Source organism: Bacteroidota bacterium (genome assembly GCA_018266835.1).
Lineage (GTDB): Bacteria > Bacteroidota > Ignavibacteria > Tepidaquicellales > Tepidaquicellaceae > JAFDZO01.
This window is the reverse complement of record JAFDZP010000002.1, coordinates 583,128-600,810: the sequence shown is the minus strand read 5'-3', so window position 1 is coordinate 600,810 and position 17,683 is coordinate 583,128. Positions and strand designations below refer to the sequence as shown.

Annotated in this window: 15 protein-coding genes and 1 tRNA gene; 8 read left to right on the top strand and 8 right to left on the bottom strand. The window is 34.4% G+C overall.

The window, feature by feature from the left end:
- Positions 1-17: 17 nt before the first annotated feature.
- From JST55_04450 to JST55_04435, 4 genes are all read left to right on the top strand, one after another.
- Entirely contained in the window at positions 18-1,004 is a 987-nt protein-coding gene (locus JST55_04450) for a hypothetical protein (GenBank protein MBS1492732.1), read from the top strand.
- 126 nt (positions 1,005-1,130) lie between these two features.
- On the top strand, positions 1,131-1,448 hold the full coding sequence (locus JST55_04445) for a hypothetical protein (GenBank protein ID MBS1492731.1): 318 nt from the start codon (positions 1,131-1,133) through the stop codon (positions 1,446-1,448).
- Positions 1,449-1,814: 366 nt separating this feature from the next.
- The gene (locus JST55_04440; protein MBS1492730.1) at positions 1,815-2,090 is read left to right on the top strand and encodes a hypothetical protein; all 276 of its coding nucleotides are present in this window, start codon (positions 1,815-1,817) and stop codon (positions 2,088-2,090) included.
- A gap of 38 nt (positions 2,091-2,128) precedes the next feature.
- Positions 2,129-3,421 carry a hypothetical protein gene (locus JST55_04435; GenBank protein MBS1492729.1) on the top strand — a complete coding sequence of 431 codons (1,293 nt, stop codon included), beginning with the start codon at positions 2,129-2,131 and terminating at the stop codon, positions 3,419-3,421.
- A gap of 345 nt (positions 3,422-3,766) precedes the next feature.
- On the opposite strand, the gene JST55_04430 is transcribed toward JST55_04435, so the two are convergent.
- From JST55_04430 to JST55_04400, 7 genes are all read right to left on the bottom strand, one after another.
- Positions 3,767-4,792 (bottom strand): site-specific integrase, encoded by a 1,026-nt coding sequence (locus JST55_04430; protein MBS1492728.1) that lies wholly within the window; start codon positions 4,790-4,792, stop codon positions 3,767-3,769.
- A gap of 696 nt (positions 4,793-5,488) precedes the next feature.
- Positions 5,489-6,310 carry a T9SS type A sorting domain-containing protein gene (locus JST55_04425; protein MBS1492727.1) on the bottom strand — a complete coding sequence of 274 codons (822 nt, stop codon included), beginning with the start codon at positions 6,308-6,310 and terminating at the stop codon, positions 5,489-5,491.
- 64 nt (positions 6,311-6,374) lie between these two features.
- Positions 6,375-7,283 (bottom strand): pseudouridine-5'-phosphate glycosidase, encoded by a 909-nt coding sequence (locus JST55_04420; protein MBS1492726.1) that lies wholly within the window; start codon positions 7,281-7,283, stop codon positions 6,375-6,377.
- Positions 7,273-8,214, bottom strand: coding sequence for a carbohydrate kinase family protein (locus tag JST55_04415; GenBank protein ID MBS1492725.1), 942 nt, complete (start codon positions 8,212-8,214; stop codon positions 7,273-7,275). The genes JST55_04420 and JST55_04415 overlap by 11 nt, the downstream gene beginning before the upstream one ends.
- Positions 8,215-8,344: 130 nt before the next feature.
- Positions 8,345-9,208, bottom strand: a complete 864-nt coding sequence (locus tag JST55_04410; GenBank protein ID MBS1492724.1) for a T9SS type A sorting domain-containing protein — start codon at positions 9,206-9,208, stop codon at positions 8,345-8,347.
- 36 nt (positions 9,209-9,244) lie between these two features.
- The gene (locus tag JST55_04405) at positions 9,245-11,017 is read right to left on the bottom strand and encodes a T9SS type A sorting domain-containing protein (GenBank protein MBS1492723.1); all 1,773 of its coding nucleotides are present in this window, start codon (positions 11,015-11,017) and stop codon (positions 9,245-9,247) included.
- Positions 11,018-11,158: 141 nt separating this feature from the next.
- Positions 11,159-11,231: transfer RNA gene (locus JST55_04400), tRNA-Phe, on the bottom strand.
- Positions 11,232-11,407: 176 nt separating this feature from the next.
- Between JST55_04400 and JST55_04395 the strand changes: the two genes are divergently transcribed.
- A complete protein-coding gene (locus JST55_04395) occupies positions 11,408-12,385 on the top strand; it encodes a deoxyhypusine synthase family protein (GenBank protein MBS1492722.1) in 978 nt (325 codons plus the stop codon).
- A gap of 59 nt (positions 12,386-12,444) precedes the next feature.
- On the opposite strand, the gene blaOXA is transcribed toward JST55_04395, so the two are convergent.
- Positions 12,445-13,299 (bottom strand): class D beta-lactamase, encoded by an 855-nt coding sequence (blaOXA, locus tag JST55_04390; GenBank protein ID MBS1492721.1) that lies wholly within the window; start codon positions 13,297-13,299, stop codon positions 12,445-12,447.
- Positions 13,300-13,591: 292 nt separating this feature from the next.
- Here blaOXA and JST55_04385 point away from each other — a divergent pair, with 292 nt between their 5' ends.
- The 3 genes from JST55_04385 to JST55_04375 are packed head-to-tail and all read left to right on the top strand — an operon-like array spanning position 13,592 to position 17,675.
- Positions 13,592-14,194 (top strand): cytochrome c3 family protein, encoded by a 603-nt coding sequence (locus JST55_04385; GenBank protein ID MBS1492720.1) that lies wholly within the window; start codon positions 13,592-13,594, stop codon positions 14,192-14,194.
- A gap of 30 nt (positions 14,195-14,224) precedes the next feature.
- Positions 14,225-14,443, top strand: a complete 219-nt coding sequence (locus JST55_04380) for a hypothetical protein (GenBank protein ID MBS1492719.1) — start codon at positions 14,225-14,227, stop codon at positions 14,441-14,443.
- Positions 14,436-17,675, top strand: coding sequence for a TAT-variant-translocated molybdopterin oxidoreductase (locus JST55_04375; protein MBS1492718.1), 3,240 nt, complete (start codon positions 14,436-14,438; stop codon positions 17,673-17,675). Before JST55_04380 ends, JST55_04375 begins: the two co-directional genes overlap by 8 nt.
- Positions 17,676-17,683: the final 8 nt, after the last annotated feature.

Here is a 17,683-nt window from a genome sequence, read left to right as displayed (position 1 = left end):
TCATAAAAGTATCATTCATGGCATTAAGGAAACCACTGAAGAACATAACCGAGTTAAAGACTCATGCGGGAATTAAAATTCCTGTGTCAGAATACAATGCTTTTAAAAAAATTGTATTACTCAATGAGTTAAAATATTTGTACGACAAAAAATCTCCCAAGTCAGCTTCCAGACTTGAAAAAATAAAACCGATAAACATTTCAGAGTTAAAAAAATTATGCCCGGACTATCTAAAGTTTATTTTTAAAATTGAACCGAAAAAGATAAACTTCGAGCTGATAAGTTCTCATCATGAAGAATATTACAACTTCATTCTTCGCTATAATATAAAAGAATACCCAATTGATAAATTTGAACAATATTATTTTTCAATATTAGATTTATTAAATGACAGTATAGATAAATTAGTAGGTCACAGAATATCTAATAATTATTATGTTAAACATAATATTGAATTAGGATGGGGAGACCCCGATGAAATTGAATTAAAGCATGATGTAAAAAACACACCAACAAATGATTCTGGCAAAAGCAAAAATCCATTTGAATTTTTACCTGAAATATTAACACCTAAGATTGTTTGGAGTGATACAATAGAATTGCTAATAAAACTGTTTAATGAATTCAGGAAAATAAATTATGTTCTTTATGATGACGATGAGCAATTACTTCAACACTTTTTTGTTAAAGATAGTAAAATAAAAGCTTCCGTTGAAAATTTAAATATGGATAGATCCAGTGTTGCACCTCTGGTGTGGAACCATAACTTTAATAGTCTGGCTCTTTTTTTTGATACGTTACGTAATGAGAAAAAAATTGAATTTAACGATGATAATGGGTATTACGTTCTGGTTGCAGAACATTTCGTAGATAAATATAAAAAAGAAATGACTAACAAACAAATTGGTGATGCATCAGGTAGAAATGCTTCAAATAAAAGAAAGAGGTGGTTTATTAATTTCTCCTCTAAATTGTGTCAAATTTTGGATATCCAATCTTCTTAAAAATCCTTCAAAGTAATCACATCACTTTCCTTTTTTCGACCAATTTTTCGTTCACTTTCTATAAAAACTCTTTTTTACTAAACACAAGTATCGTAATTTTATCTTATCAATTAACACACTTACTCTGTGATTAAAACCGTATATGGTTCAACAGATTTAGGAAAAATGAAATCAATCTTCAATATGAGCAGCTTGAAATTAACAAATAAACCAAAGGGAAGTGAGGAGGTAAATAAAACTTCCTCTGAACACATTGAGCTCTTGCAGACAATAAAAACGAGGAAGAGACCTGGCTTCAGAGCCGGGCGACTTCTGATTTTAAAAACAGTAATACAACTTCAATCACCGAGGGTTGAAGTTCAAAATAAAAACGAGTTAAATTTTAGAAAGAGAGAAGATGAAAAAAAATCTTTATACGGCTGGTTTGAGAAAAACCAACGCTAAGCTTATAGGCACTTTACCTAAAAATCCCACTCAAAAGGATTTCGAGGAACTTGCTAAAAAGCTTATAGCTATAAAATAAAAACGGAGTAACTCAGGTAGCTTAGATGAGCTACCTGAAGATTAAACAAAAACGAGTTAAATTTTTTTTAAAAAAAGAAGATGAAAAAAAATCTTTTTATAGTTGGTTTAAGACAAACCAATGGTAAGCTTATAAGTACACTAACCAAGGATTCCACTCAAAAGGATTTCGATGAACTTATTAAAAAGCTTATAGCGATAAAATAAAAACAGTATTAATTCAGGTAGCCCCAAAAGGCTACCTGAAATTTTTAAAAGAAAAACGATATAAATTTTAATAAAATTAGTATGGATTTAAATACACGACGCACAACTCCTGTTTACAATCAAATGGGGCATATTTTTCTTGTGCAATATTGGCTGGGTCTTTCCGAGTTTATTGATATATATGGCGTAGAAAAAGGTAAAGATATGTTCAAAATATTTGATGAGAAAAAAAGGAATCTGCTTGACTACCTTTTTACTGGAGATATAGGTGATAGTAATCGTGAGCTGATGTTCGATTATGCTGAGAAGCAGATAAAGATGAATAAAGAGAGACAAAAAAAGGAAAAATTATTTTAAAATTAAAAGTCCCGTTTAACGACGGGACTACTTTTACAATGGCACTTATAGAAAAAGATTTACGTCACAACTTTGAGTTTTACTCAAACAATGAAGCATTAAAAAGAAAAGCTGATGAGCTATTTGAAAAATTAGATGTAGGTAACAGACTACTTCAGAACAAAAAAGATTTTCTGATTAATCTGCTTGTTAATTTGAAGTTTGCACTAGCTCAGAACAGACCTTTGATAATACAGAAAAACAAACAATGGTACGCTGAAAGACCTCGTGATTATTACCCGGATCATCAAACCTATGCAGTTGTTCGTTCGTTGCTTGATGAGTTAGTAAGACAAGGTTACTTGGAAATAAAACCGCATATAACAAAGCGGGTTACAACAGGATACACGCCCAAACCTTCTTTAATCTCTTTTATTAATTCTGTTGATGAAAGTGAAGTTATAAACCTCAGACCTTCAAACTTCATTATATTAAGAACAGTAAATTCATCCGGGGATAAAATAGATACAAGTTATAACGATACAACTTTAACAAGAGCTATGAAAAGAGACATGGAAAAATATTCCGATGTTCGTGAAAGGCATAGGATATCAATAAAAAATATACCGGCTGAGTTATACTACGAACATGCCGATAGTATTAAGATGTACTCGCAAAGAATTCCGACTAATTTAGCGGGTGGCAACTTTACTATTCCTTTACGCAAAACATATCTTGTAAGAATATTCAATACTAACTTTAACAAAGAAGGACGATTTTATAGAGGAGTGGAATGTAACATGCCTAAAGCTGTAAGAAAGTATTTCCACATAGATGGACATTCGACAGTTGAGCTTGATTACAGCGGGTTACATATAGGAATGTTATATAACCTAAGACGGAAGAAATTATCAAAAGACCCTTATGCAGCAGAGCCTAATATTACACCTGAGAAAAGAAAAATTTATAAACATATTTCTCTCATTTGCATTAATTCTGGAAGCATCAATGAAGCATACAAAGCAATACGGAAAGATTTAATTGATAGTAATTTGAGGCAGTATTTGCCTGATACAACCTTAACAAATTCAGTATTGAAAGTTTACTTTGATAATTTCATAAAACGAAACCGAGTGATTGAGCAAGATATGTTCACAAAGAAATGCCATCTTTTGATGAACCTTGACTCTAATATAGCGAACAAAATTTTACTTCATTTTGCCGAGAGAGATATTTTAGTTCTGTGTGTGCACGATTCTTTCATTATAGACCGACGATATGAAGGTGAGTTAAAAAGAGTGATGAGAAGAGAGTATAAAAATATCATGGGCTTTTATCCTGTTATAGCTTAACTGTAATGCTTATATCATTATACTTATCTATACACATAAAGACATATACAACACACTCTCTCTTCTACATCCTATCCTATCCTATCCTATCCATTAGTAAGTCGTTAAGTACTGGAAGAGTTGAAATTTCGTTACAATTAAGGTTTTAAACAACTAAACAAACAATTTTTGACTGTTCCAGTGTACTTAAAAATTCACACCTTCGATTGTTAAAAAACTCTTCCAAATGCTTGCTAAAAGTCCAACTAAGTGGAAGGATTTTTTTGTTTTGATCTTAAAATAAACTGATAAATATTTTTAGAACTCAACACTATGAGAATAGAGATAAAAACTCCGATTATGTTTTTATAAAGTAATATTAATTTTACTCACAGCGTCCCTTAAATCATCTGTAACTATGTGTATATAATTCATAGTAGTTTTAATGTCGGTATGACCGGCAAGCTCTTTCACATAGTTTATGCTTACACCTTTTTTTATGAGTAGTGTAATGAAAGTATGTCTGAGACAGTGAAAATGAAATTTGTTGTTCAATCCTGCTTTGAGAATATATGGTTTAAATAATTTAGCTATTGCTCCTCGGGTATATTTATTTTTTCTCTTATCAGTAAATAGATAATAGTTATCTGTCGATTTTTTCGTTGCTAAAATTGATTTCAATAGCTGTGAAAATTCTTCACTTAGCGGAATTGTTCTATTGAGTTTAGTTTTTGTGTTAAATGATTCTTTGTTTGAAATTGTTAAAATTCTGCTGTTAAAATTTATATCATCTCTTTGGATATTTAATATCTCAGAAATTCTGCATCCGGAATATAGTCCTACCTTTACTATGTTTAACAACATTGGATTATCAATTGCTTCCAATAGTTTCTTTACTTCCGTTTCACTCATTGATAAAATCTTGCTTTCTCCGATATGAAATTTCTTCACCTTTGAAATTTTATTTTCTGTAATTAGCTCCAATTTAATGGCAAGATTTATAATTGCTTTTGTATTTTTTATATCAATGTTGCATGTTGTCTTTTTTACTTCTTTAGAACGTATATTCTTATAATGCTCCATTTCCATTATTCCAAATTGCTCTAATTTTATATCACCTAAAATTCTTATTAAGTTTTTGAACGTGGTAATATACTGTGCTAATGTGTCCTTTGCATAATTACTTTGAACATAATTCAGAATTGGAGTGCGAAGTTCCGAGAGGGAGTAGCTCTTTGGGATAGGAATAATAGGTTTGATATCTTGGTTAAAGTCCTTTAAAAACTTTAAAGCCTGAGACTTGTTTTTGGTTAAGGTTGAGACTTTCTTTCTTTTACCATTTGTATTGTAGTAAAGATAGAAGTAACCGTTACGAGCTTTTGTGATAAACATAACTTTTTCAAATTTAGAATGTTTCTTCTATTTAGAAAAAATTAGGTTTAAGCTCGAACTAAGTACCAAATTGGTACCAAATTACGGGAAAATAGTTCAATTATGAGTGGAAAATACCGATAGACCACCACCCCATGCATGCGATCTAGCCAACTGATCTACATCCCGAATTTTCTTCAAAATATGAAAATTTAAAACGGGTTTAAAGGGAAAATTTTTATAAAATCCCTATACCTACTAATAGGGAAGTTCTTAATGAATTATAATTTTTTTATTTGTAATTTATTGACAGACATTTAATAAAAAGAGAGAGATTTTATTTTGCAGAAAAACCCGTCAAAAATTCATCAAAATGGAAAATTAATTGAAATGAAATTGTTGAAAATAGGAGGGAATGAAAGAATGTGACAATAATGCGACTTTTATAAATAGAAAGGAGAAGTTCAAAATCAGGTAGTGAGAATAAAAGAATGTGACAATAATGCGACTTTTGAATATTAGAGAGGGATGTGCAAAAACGAACCGGAATTAAAGAATCCGTCAAAAACTCATCAAAATTATATTTTTTTTAAAACGAATAGTGTTGAAAATGAGCCGGAATTAAAGAATGTGACAATAATGTTACTTTACTTCAAATAAAAAAAGCAGTCACCAAAGGCAAGCTGCTTTATATAATACCTAGAAAAAAATAAACTATTACTTCGCCAGTATCATCTTCTTTGATTCGCTGAAACCGTTGGCTTCAAGCCGGTAATAATACATACCACTTGTCAGCTCATAAGTTGAGGCATCCATTGTAACTTCATAACTGCCTTGTGATAAGTTACCGTTCACAAGATCTGCGACTTCTCTGCCGAGATTATCATAAAGCTTTAATGTTACAAATCCGCTTTTCGGTACTGAAAAATTAATCTTTGTAGTTGGGTTAAAAGGATTAGGATAATTTTGTGAAAGCTTATAGTTTTCAACCGTCTCAGTATTTTTTACAATAGAGGTTGGAGGAACAATATTTATAACAAAATTATTTGCGTAGTTCCATGCATCTCCGCTGGAGCCGCTTGCCATATTTACTGAGTTACCATTGGCAAAAATTGAATCCTTTGTGTTGGGTGAATTAGGAGCTTTGTACTTGAAAGTCCATCGTATTGTATCGCCTCCGACAGAAAGTTTGGGCGAAGTATGAGTTATCTCACCTGATAATAATTGTAATTGAGATTCAAGATAGCTTAATTGAAGCGTTCCTGTTTGTGCAGCAATATTACATCCGCCGCCGACTAAAGGACCGCCGAAAAGTTTTAACCTATATGTTGCCGTATCGCCGGCAGCAACAGAAGTTGGACCAGATATAATGACGCTTACACTTGTTGTTGGTAAAGTGCCGTGGCATGTGCAGCCGGGTGAGCTGCCTGATTTTTTTGTACGACCGGTGATTCCGCCGCTGTACGCTTCCAGAGTTTCATAAAGTGCAAAAGAAGAAAGTAATACTAATACAATAATTACAAATTTAGAGATTTTCATTGGGGATTAAATTTTAGGTCAACAAAGATAACCTAATTAACCCAAATATTACATCAATTTATTTTTACAAATATTGCGATACTTCTGCAGCTAATTTTGCATTATTTAATACAAGCCTTATGTTGGAATCAAGACTTGAACCGCCTGTAATATTTTTGATTTCTCCCAAGAGAAACGGTGTAACATCTTTGCCTTTAATTCCTTTTTCATCTGCATTCTTTAATGCTTTTTCAATGGCGCTATCGATTTTATTTTTATCCATTGAAAATTCTTCGGGTATCGGATTGGCAACTATTACTCCGCCGTTAAGCCCGAGCTCCCATTTTGTTTTAATCATGCTTCCGATTTTCTCGGGAGTATTTAAATTATAATTTACTTTGAACCCTGACTGCCGTGTATAAAATGCAGGGAACTCATTGGTATTGTAACCGATAACAGGAACTCCGAGTGTTTCAAGATATTCAAGTGTTAAGCCGATATCTAAAATTGACTTTACTCCTGCAGATACAACTGCAATGTTTGTCTGTGAGAGTTCAGTTAAGTCAGCTGAGATATCAAATGATTCATTGCCTTTGCGATGTACTCCGCCGATGCCGCCGGTAGCAAAAATTTTGAGTCCGGCAAGAGCAGCGCAAATCATTGTTGCGGAAACAGTTGTAGCTGCATTAAGTTTTTGAGAAACGATTACTGGAATATCTCTGCGCGATGCTTTTAAAATATCTTTGCTGTTGGAGAGGATTTGCAAGTCATCTTCACCAAGTCCGATTTTTATTTTTCCGCCGAGGATTGCAATTGTAGCAGGTATGGCTCCGTTTTTTCTGACTGTGTCTTCAACTTCCTTTGCAGTTTCATAGTTCTGAGGATAAGGCATTCCGTGCGAAATGATTGTTGACTCAAGCGCAACGATAGGTTTATTTTCGTTTAAAGCTGATTGTACTTCTTCGGATATTTCTAAAAATTTATTAAAACTCATTTTGTGTTTTCCTGTTAAATAATTGTGTTAAATTTTCTTCTGTTAATTTTTCTGAAACTGAATGAACTGATTTTAAAGTGTAGTATGCTGCGCAGATACCAAGCTGAATAGAATCGTATTCTTCATAGCTTTTTATTAGCCCGTAAATAAATCCTGCGTTGAATGCATCTCCGGCGCCATTAGGCTCAACTGCTTCCATAGGAAATGCAGGGAAGAATTTTATTTTTTTGTTCTTTACATCTATGTAAACTATTCCCTTATCTCCTCGTTTGAGAATGATGGAATTGTATTTCTGGTATTCGGGATTATCAATTTTAAAATTAATCCTGTCTATATTAAATTCCCCAAAGAGATTATTGAATTCATTTAAGTTTGGCGAGAGATAAATTATTTCACCTGTTAAATTTTTAACACGGTTCGATTTTTCTATTGAAACAGTATCAATGTATAGTGGAATCTTGTACTCATTGGCAATTGTAATTATATACTGAAGCGAACTTTCAGAGAGATTTGTATCTGCAAAAATAATTTTGCTGTTCTTTATAACATCGGTTTTTTCCTTAAGGTATTCGAGGTTTATCAGCTTAATTGATTCAGTCATATCGTTAACTGCAGCAACAAGATTTCCTTCGCTGTCTGAGATTGAAAGATAAACAGAAGTATTTACATCGGGACTTTTTAAAACATGTTCAGTGTTTATTCCACTCTGCTTTGCTTTTTCTTCAATGAGTTTTCCGTTTGCATCATCGCCTATGCAGCCGAGAAGATAAACTGGGACTTTTAACTTAGCTAGATTTTCGGAAATGTTACGGGCAACTCCTCCGGGAGTGAAATGAACTTTGCCTATATTCGAATCTGCTTTTGCTCCGGCGTTGGATATACCTTTAACGTCTAAGTTAATGCCGCCGATAGCGCATACATATTTTTGCATCAATAAATTTTCTTTAAGTAATTTACCTTAATTGAAGCAAAGTAAAAATTCATTATAGCGGAGAGTTATGAATAAAAAAGCCTGTTTGTGACAGGCTTTATTTGGAATAATTATTTTTGGAAAGAAGTTTTTATTTCAGAATAATCATTTTCTTAGTCTCAGAAAAATCTCCTGCAATTAATTTATAATAATAAACTCCGCTGCTGAGATTTGTATTGTTTAATTGAATTTCATATTCACCTGTATCTTTATATTCGTTAACAATGGTCATTACTTCAGTTCCTTTTGAATCGTAAATTTTAAGTGTTACAAAATTTTTAGTTGGAATAAAATATTTTATAGTGGTTGAAGGATTAAAAGGGTTAGGATAGTTCTGTACCAATCCAAAGTTTGTAATATTGCTATTAGCAGAATTTACATTTACGACTAAAGATGTTACCTGCATTTTATCTGCTAAGTAAATTACTCCGTAATCCTGACAAGTAGGAGGTCTCTGTTGGTAATGTAGAACAACGCTATTAAATCCCTGAGCGAATGAACATTTTAAAGTATCAACAGGATAGGTTCCGGGATAAGTAGCCGTGCGGGTATTGAAACCAATTAACGCGCCGTTTTTGTAAGCGGTTACTTTCATCGTTGCTGCGTCATCGCAGCCAAGTTCCTGACAGCAATAAAGAATGGAGAAGTCAGAAATTAATTGATCAAACTGAATAGTAATATCGGAAAGATATATACTATTTGGATAAAGTATTCTGCCTGAAAATCCTGTTGGAGTAAAACCAAGAGCATTTGCATTTTGAATTGAATACCCTTGCCCTGTTGCCGTGAAATGCGCTGTAATTCCCCCGGCTGTCTGGTCAATTGGGAAGCTTGTGTAAAGAGGGGCATTATCAAAATCAAATAAAACAGGCTGCGAATAAATTTGGACTGAGCCTAATATTAAATTTAAGAAAACAAGCGCAGCAAAGTTTGATAACCGTAATTTGTCTTTCATAATTCTTTCTTTAAATAGAAATCAATTTTGAAAAAATTACTTCAATAGAATCATTTTCTTTGTCTCTGAAAAATCTCCTGCTGTTAATTTATAATAATAAACGCCGCTGCTGAGATTACCGTTGTTCATTTGAATTTCATATTCACCTGAATCTTTATATTCATTTATAATTCTAGAAACTTCAGTTCCCTTTGAATCATATACTTTCAGAGTTACAAAATTCTTAGTTGGAATAAAATACTTTATAGTTGTTGAAGGATTAAAAGGATTCGGAAAATTTTGTTTAAGTTCAAATGAATATGCTGTGTTATTTTCATTGGTAATGTTAACTGCATTAGGTCTTAAGATTACATCTAATATAGTAGTAGAATCATACTGCGCTCTTATACTTGAAATAGTTTTTGAGTAATGATTGGCTGCAGAAAAAGTTAAAGTGTAAGTACCCGGAGCAATTAGTCTGTGATAGTCTCCGCATGTTGAATCAGAAAATATCCATGTACTATCGGGAATATCTTTGCCGAGCACTGATACTTTTCCTTTTAAAGGAAGATTTGTCACAGAGTCGCTTATAATTCCTCTGATACCATACAATGATTCGCCGACATGATTAATAAACGATCTGAAATTGTAATTCCATCTTGAAGGAAGCTGCGATGCGGGTAAAAGTTTTGTTGTGGAGATTTCAATTGTAACTTCACGGCATCCTTTATAATAGTTCATCCAGTCCTGTCTTCCTCCTGTTATTCTGTACCAGGCATAACCGTCAACAAGACCCGGATAATTTGGATAACCTAATATAGCAGTCATGTATCCTGAGCTGTTTGCATGAACTGTATCAACGTATCGCTTGCCGACTTTTATTGACCAGTCGTCATCGGGATGAAGTCTTGCCCATGTATCCCATGGGTAATTATAAACTTCTTCGCCGCCGTGGAAGTTTGCTCCCATGGTAAAGTTGTATGTATTTGCAATATTCATAAACGCAATCGTCTCAGGCTGGTATGCATTACCGTCAGGGTGCGGTCCCGCAGCAGGGTCAGGATAGTTTCTGTTTAAGTCTATGTTGTTTGCATTGTAACGGACTGCTCCGTTTACTGTACTGTTGCCTCCTTTGTAAGTGCCGTCGGGATTTGCAAGCGGGCAAATCCATATCTCACAGTTCTTTACAAGATTGGTAAGTCGGTTGTTTGCGCTATAGCTGCTAAGAAGTGTATCTATAAAACGAAGCATTAAAATATAACCTGTAACTTCATCTCCGTGAATAGAAGATGTATACATAAATCTCGGCTTTGATTTTCGTGAGCTGACACTGTCAGAAATAACAGCAAACAAAAGCTGTCTGCCTTGTACAGTGGTTCCGATGTTAACGATTTTGCAAATGTTCGGATATGCTGCTGCGAAGTTATTCATCATTGTAATGTAAGCATCATAGGTAGGATAAGAGTCCCATGCAGAAACTGATTTTGCATTGTCGGACATCTTCAAAGGTTCCTTGATTGATTCGCATGGAAGAGGCAGAAGTTCGAATTCAATTCCAAACTCAAGAAATTTATTGAACTCTTTTTCATTTGCAAAAGCACGGACTTCATAGCCAATGACAATGTCTTTAACATTATCGATGGAAATAATTTCAGTGATTTTATTGACATCACTTTTAGAAGCGCAAAGGAATTTAAAAAAAACTTCGCCTTTGGTTTCAAAAGTTTTTTTTATTAAATCTTTATTATTTATGTATGACTTTTGGTTTTGTGCCTGAAGTGAAATGGAGAAAAGCAAAAATGAGAGAACTACTAAAATTGGCTTTTTCATAATTGTGCATAGATTATTACCAAGCCTGATAAAAACGTAACTATAAAGAATTGATTAATAAATTCAAATATTGAGTAGAATGGTAGCCGATGAGGGTTGCGGGAAAAACAAAAAAGCCCGCTATAAACGGGCTTTTATTTGTGGACAGGGCCGGAATTGAACCGGCGACACACGGCTTTTCAGGCCGTTGCTCTACCAACTGAGCTACCTGTCCTTAGAACGAATTAACAAAATACCAATTTTCTGAAAGTTAATCAATTGCAAAAATTGAAAAATCGTAAAAAATATACAAATTATTTCAGAATAAGTTCTTTTGTCATTTTATTATATGACTTATAATATTATTTTATCGTTTTCCAACTTTCTACAATAAAATAAAGATATATAATTATGAAAACCAGAGGTCCTATTTCGCAGTTCATCGAAAAAAACTTCCTCCACTTTAACTCAGCTGCGTTAATAGATGCGGCAAAAGGTTACGAAGCGCATCTTGATAGCGGCGGAAAAATGCTTATCTCACTTGCAGGCGCAATGAGCACAGCAGAACTTGGTATCTCACTTGCTGAAATGATAAGACAGGATAAAGTTGCTATTATCAGCTGCACAGGCGCTAATCTGGAAGAAGATATAATGAACCTTGTGGCACACTCGCATTATAAACGTTTACCAAACTATAGAGATTTAAGTCCTCAGGAAGAATGGGATTTACTTGAAAATCATTACAACAGAGTAACAGATACCTGTATTCCCGAAGAAGAAGCTTTCAGACGTTTGCAAAAGCATATTCATAAATTATGGAAAGCCTCTGATGACTCTGGTGAGAGATATTTCCCGCATGAGTACATGTATAAAATGTTAAAGAGCGGAGTGCTTGAACAATATTATGAAATTGACCCGAAGAATTCATGGATGCTTGCGGCAATGGAAAAGAACCTTCCGATAGTTGTTCCGGGATGGGAAGACAGCACAATGGGAAACATCTTTGCTTCTTATGTAATTAAGGGAGAGATTAAAGCTTCTACTATGAAAAGCGGTATTGAGTATATGGCGTTCTTAGCTGACTGGTACACAAAAAATTCAGGCGGTAAAGGTATCGGATTTTTCCAGATCGGCGGCGGTATAGCAGGTGATTTTCCTATCTGCGTTGTGCCTATGCTTTATCAGGATATGGAAATGCATGATGTTCCTTTCTGGAGCTACTTCTGTCAGATATCTGACTCAACAACTTCATACGGCTCATACTCAGGCGCAGTCCCAAATGAAAAAATCACATGGGGAAAGCTTGATATTCATACCCCGAAATTTATAGTAGAATCAGATGCTACGATCGTAGCCCCGCTGATTTTCGCGTGGATATTAGGACAGTAATTTTATTAAAATAGTTTTCTTATAGCCCGTTAATATTGTAAAAAACATAACGGGCTTTTTCATTTCATTATAAAAGGACCTAGTCCCATCTGAGTCAAAATTCTTTTCGTCAAAGCTATTCTTTCTGCAAACTTCGCATCATCTTTTATATCAATATTAAGCGCAAAGAAATAAACTCCGCCGCTTCGTTCTACATATCCCACATACCATGCAACACCTTCACCTTTATCATTCATCGCAGTTCCTGTCTTTGCTCTTAAAGTATAGTTATCTGTCTTTTCCATTATCATAATGTTTTTTAGAATATCGATATTTCTTTGAGCGAAGGGGACTTTGTTATCATAAATTCTTTTAAGCAGAGCTATCTGCTGCATTGCAGTTATTCTTATAGCACCGTCCAACCAGAAACGGTCAAGCCCGCCGGACATATTTTTATTGCCATAGTTTAGTGTATCTAGAAAATGCTGCATGCGTTTCTCTCCGATACGTCTGGCGCATTCCTGATAAAACCATACAGTAGAATATTTGAATGCCATTTTCATATCGGTATCCTGATTCCATTCTTCGCGATTCCTGTCCTTACCGTCCCATTTCAATTTTTCGTTCTCGTCTTTTACAGCTCCTGCTTCCAGTGAAAATAAAGAGTTTGGAATTTTAAAAGTTGATGCAGGTATAAATTCTTTATTACATCTTGCAGAATCATGATAATAATATTTTTCTTTTTGCATGTCGTAAACAATAAAACATCCAGTGAGTTTTGCATCGTCAAAAAGTCTTTTTATATTAACGGTATCCGATAAATTTACAGAGGTATTTTTTGTTATCGTATCTTTATTTGTTGAGCCGGTTGTTTCTTTTTTTTCTGAACAGGAGAAAAATGAGAGAGAAATAATTAGGGCAAGAATAATTTTCATTAAAAAAAATTAAAGTTGAAAATAATTTCGCAGAATTGTATTTTTAATTCAATGAAGTTTCATTCCTGTTATTTATACTACGTATAGATAACGTTACCTGTCAATATATAAATAAAAGTATCAGTATAATTGCATTTTTCTCTTACTACTTAAAAATATTTTTAGTAATTTTGTTGCTTATAGTTTTAATTCCAAAAATAATATAGATTTTGAAGCACTAAGTTTCTCTCAAGCCCCAATGCTTTGATTTGTATATTATTAACTCGAAAAATAAACGCGTAAAAAGTTTTTAATGAAAAAATTTTTACAGGATTATAATCTCAAAGTCCGCCTGCCTATAATAGTTTTCGTAGCAGCTTCAGTATTTGCACTTACATACTACTCAACATTTGCCGAAAGAAACAATATCGGATATACGCCTGACCAGCCGATTGCATATTCCCATAAGCTTCATGCGGGAACAATGAAAATCGATTGTCAATATTGCCACGTTGGAGTAGAGAAATCAAGATTTGCAAGCGTTCCATCGGTAGATGTCTGTATGAACTGCCACACACTTGCAAGAAAAGATAAACCTGAAATAATTAAGCTAACAGAATACTATGAAAAGAACATTCCTCTTAAATGGAAAAGAATATACAGAACTCCGGATTTTGTTTACTTCAACCATGCAGTACACGTAAACAACGGAATTGATTGCCAGAATTGCCACGGAAATATGAGAGAAACCGAGCTTAACGGTCAGGTAAAATCACTCACAATGGGTGCCTGTTTGCAATGTCACAGAGCTCCTGATGAAAACGTCAGCGTTATAAACCCCAACAACATTAATAAGATTACAAAAGCTACTCAGCTTAATAAAGGTCCTGACAACTGTTCAACTTGTCACAGATAGGAAATCTTTATTAATATTACTTCAAAGAATATGAAAGAAAATACAGGTTCTTTTTCTAAGAAAATTACAAGAAAAAAGTTTTTTATATACGCAGGAGCGGCTGCGGCAGGAGTTTACTCTTTAACAAAGCTACCGTTTGAGATCTTCAAATCAAAAATAGAAGGCACTCAGGCACAGCCAAAAGCTATAGTTTTTAAAGAAAACCCTTCGGCAGTCAAAAGAACAATAAATACAAAGTCTAATGGATAAAAAAATATTCGATATCAGTGATAAGATAAAAAGCGAAGACGAGATTCAGTTAGTTCCTCAGGGTGATATTAAAGAGGAATCTAAAGGTGAAGTTAATTATTGGAGAAGCTTTAAGGAGCTTTACAGAGACCCTGAATTCATAAAAGCGAAAAAATCTGAGTTTACAAAAGAACAGCTTGAAAAACCGGACCTCAATAAGATGTCAGGTCTTTCAAGAAGAAAATTCCTTGCTCTATTTTCGGCATCAGCAGCTCTTGCAGCAGCAGGATGTAATGATTACAGAGATAAAGGTGAAGTAATTCCTTATAATAAGAAACCCGAAGATATTGTTGTCGGCCGTCCGAATTTCTATGCATCTGCCTGTGCAGGATGCAGCCAGGGATGCGGTACTTTAATAAGAACACGTGAAGGCCGCCCTATAAAAGTGGACGGTAATCCTGAGCATCCGATTAATCAGGGCAAAATCTGCGCAATCGGTCATGCAAGCATAATGAGCTTATATGATCCTGACAGATTAAAAGAGCCGATGATTAAAGGCGCAAATGTAAAATGGTCAGATATAGATGATAAAATCATTGCAGATCTAAAAAGTGCTAAACAAATTGCAGTTGTATCGAACTCAATTGCTTCGCCGACATTCAAGAAAGTTTTAGATGAATTCGTAGTTGCATATCCAAACGCAAAAATATATTCATACGAAGTATTTGATAACTCCACAAGAGCTTCTGCCTGGCAGAAATGCTACGGCACAAGAAACATTCCTGTATTAAAATTAGAAGAAGCAAATATAATTCTTGCTCTTGAGTCAGATTTCTTAGACCAGGATGCAGGGCATGTTGAAAATCTCAGAAAATTTGCAGGCAACAGAGATGTAATGAGCGACAAAGAATTTAACAGATTGTATTCTGTTGAAGGCGCAATGACCATTACAGGTATGAATGCAGATTACAGAATGAGATTAAGAACTGACTTAATAGAAGAGTTTGTTTTATGTCTGATAAATGAATTCGCAGGAAAACGAAAGGTTTCTGCGTTTGCAACTGACGGAAAAGTAGCTCCTGTATTAGGAAAGAATGATTTAGATGCATTTGTAAAGAAAAATAATCTTGATAAGAAAATCGTTGATAACTTAGTTAACGATTTAAGCAAGAAGATGGGTGAATCAATTGTGATTGCCGGCGATAAAATGCCTGAGTCAACTCACATTGCAGTTAATTTCTTGAATGAAATTTTAGGTAACAATAAATTATACTCAAACGAAGCAACCGGCGTTGAAGTAATGCCGCTCTCTTCAAAGAACGATATCGATGCATTAATTAATGGAATGAAAAGCCATCAGATTGATGCAGTTATTCACTTAGATGTTAACCCGATTTTTAATCTTGCGAAGACATATAATTACGATGAAGCTTTAAAGAATGTAAGAACAAAAATCGCAATGTGCGAAACCGCCAATGAAACTTCTTCCTTGTGCGATTACGTGCTTCCGATAAACACTTCATTCGAAGGATGGGGTGATTACAAAACAAGAACAGGTGTATTAACACTTCAGCAGCCTGTTGTAAGTCCTTTATTCAATACAAGACAGAAAGAAGCAATTATGCTTGTATGGACTGCAGGCAAAAAAGAAGCTTACAGAGATACACTATATCATGAATATTTAATGGATAACTGGGAAAAATCAGTTTATACTTCCATTAAACCTTCTATGGATTTCAAGAGATACTGGTATGCGGCTTTACAGGATGGATTTGTAACATATTCAGAAAAACCTGCAGCAGCACCTGCTTTTATGACCGATGCATTTGTAAGCAATTCTAAAATGAACTCAACTAATGATTACGTATTGCTTCTTCAAAAGCATCACTCATTAGCTGACGGTAAATATGCAAATAACGGATGGTTACAGGAATTACCAAATCCTATTTCCAAAATTGTATGGGATAACTATGCAGCAATTTCTATAGCAACTGCAAAAGATTTAGGCGTAAAAGATTACGATAAAATAAAAGTTTCCAACGGAAGCTTAACAATGGAAGTTCCTGTATTTGTTCAGGCAGGAATGGCAGATAAAGTGATTTCTATTGAGCTTGGCGGCGGACGAAAAGTCGGAGGTAAGATCGGAACCGGAAACGGATTTGATACTTATACAATAATGACTTCAAACGGTCCTTCAGCATTCCTCTATAATAATGTTAAAGTTGAAAAGGGCAGCGGCACATATGAATTAGTTTCTACTCAGGAGCACCATGCAGTTGATGACCCTGTTACACATGATTTACAATATAAGAGAGATATTATAAGAGAAGGCACTTACGAAGAATACAAAAAGAAACCTAAGTTCTTGGAGAAGCACGAAGAAGTTCATGGAATTCCTCTCGACAGCTTCCCGAGTATTAACGAAAGCACTAAATTACATCCTTATTATACAGGTGTAAAGTGGGCTATGGTTCTTGATATGAACAAATGCACAGGATGTAACTATTGTACAATTGCTTGTAACGTTGAAAATAATATTCCGGTAGTAGGTAAAGATCAGGTAAAAGTTAACAGGGAAATGCACTGGATTAGAATTGACAGGTACTATGCGGGCACACCTGACGCTCCAAGAGCAAACTTCCAGCCGATGCTTTGTCAGCACTGCGATAATGCGCCATGCGAAAACGTTTGCCCTGTAGCAGCTACAACACACAGTCCTGACGGTATAAACGGAATGGCTTATAACAGATGCGTAGGTACAAGATACTGCGCTAATAACTGTCCTTTCAAAGTAAGAAGATTTAACTATTTTAACTGGAGAGACAGAGTCGGAGACGGGTACTTCCAGACTGAACCCATAAACTATATGTACAATCCTGAAGTAACTGTTCGTTCAAGAGGGGTTATGGAAAAATGTACATTCTGCTTACAAAGAATTATGGATGCAAGACAAATTGCGTCAGGTGAAGGCAGAACTGTAAGAGGTACCGATGTGAAAACAGCATGTCAGGAAGCATGTCCTGCAAATGCAATTTCATTCGGTGATATGAATGACAAGAAATCCGAATTCTACAAACAAAGAATGCATCCGTTAGGATACGGAGTACTTGAAGATATTAAAGTAAGGCCGAATGTGACTTATATTTCAAAATTAAGAAATATACTTGAACCATTGGTAATTGAAGGACAGGAAGAAGAGAAGCATGAAAAAGTTGACAGCAAAGAAAACAAAAAAGAAGAAAAACAGCACTAATATTTTTT

What these genes read in the sequence shown, in the direction of transcription:
- JST55_04425 (MBS1492727.1), bottom strand. Translation starts at nt 6,310, where the DNA reads ATGAAAATCTCTAAATTTGTAATTATTGTATTAGTATTACTTTCTTCT.
- JST55_04380 (MBS1492719.1), top strand. Translation starts at nt 14,225, where the DNA reads ATGAAAGAAAATACAGGTTCTTTTTCTAAGAAAATTACAAGAAAAAAG.
- JST55_04435 (MBS1492729.1), top strand. Translation starts at nt 2,129, where the DNA reads ATGGCACTTATAGAAAAAGATTTACGTCACAACTTTGAGTTTTACTCA.
- JST55_04440 (MBS1492730.1), top strand. Translation starts at nt 1,815, where the DNA reads ATGGATTTAAATACACGACGCACAACTCCTGTTTACAATCAAATGGGG.
- JST55_04420 (MBS1492726.1), bottom strand. Translation starts at nt 7,283, where the DNA reads ATGAGTTTTAATAAATTTTTAGAAATATCCGAAGAAGTACAATCAGCT.
- JST55_04385 (MBS1492720.1), top strand. Translation starts at nt 13,592, where the DNA reads ATGAAAAAATTTTTACAGGATTATAATCTCAAAGTCCGCCTGCCTATA.
- JST55_04450 (MBS1492732.1), top strand. Translation starts at nt 18, where the DNA reads ATGGCATTAAGGAAACCACTGAAGAACATAACCGAGTTAAAGACTCAT.
- JST55_04410 (MBS1492724.1), bottom strand. Translation starts at nt 9,208, where the DNA reads ATGAAAGACAAATTACGGTTATCAAACTTTGCTGCGCTTGTTTTCTTA.
- JST55_04395 (MBS1492722.1), top strand. Translation starts at nt 11,408, where the DNA reads ATGAAAACCAGAGGTCCTATTTCGCAGTTCATCGAAAAAAACTTCCTC.
- blaOXA (MBS1492721.1), bottom strand. Translation starts at nt 13,299, where the DNA reads ATGAAAATTATTCTTGCCCTAATTATTTCTCTCTCATTTTTCTCCTGT.
- JST55_04415 (MBS1492725.1), bottom strand. Translation starts at nt 8,214, where the DNA reads ATGCAAAAATATGTATGCGCTATCGGCGGCATTAACTTAGACGTTAAA.
- JST55_04375 (MBS1492718.1), top strand. Translation starts at nt 14,436, where the DNA reads ATGGATAAAAAAATATTCGATATCAGTGATAAGATAAAAAGCGAAGAC.
- JST55_04430 (MBS1492728.1), bottom strand. Translation starts at nt 4,792, where the DNA reads ATGTTTATCACAAAAGCTCGTAACGGTTACTTCTATCTTTACTACAAT.
- JST55_04405 (MBS1492723.1), bottom strand. Translation starts at nt 11,017, where the DNA reads ATGAAAAAGCCAATTTTAGTAGTTCTCTCATTTTTGCTTTTCTCCATT.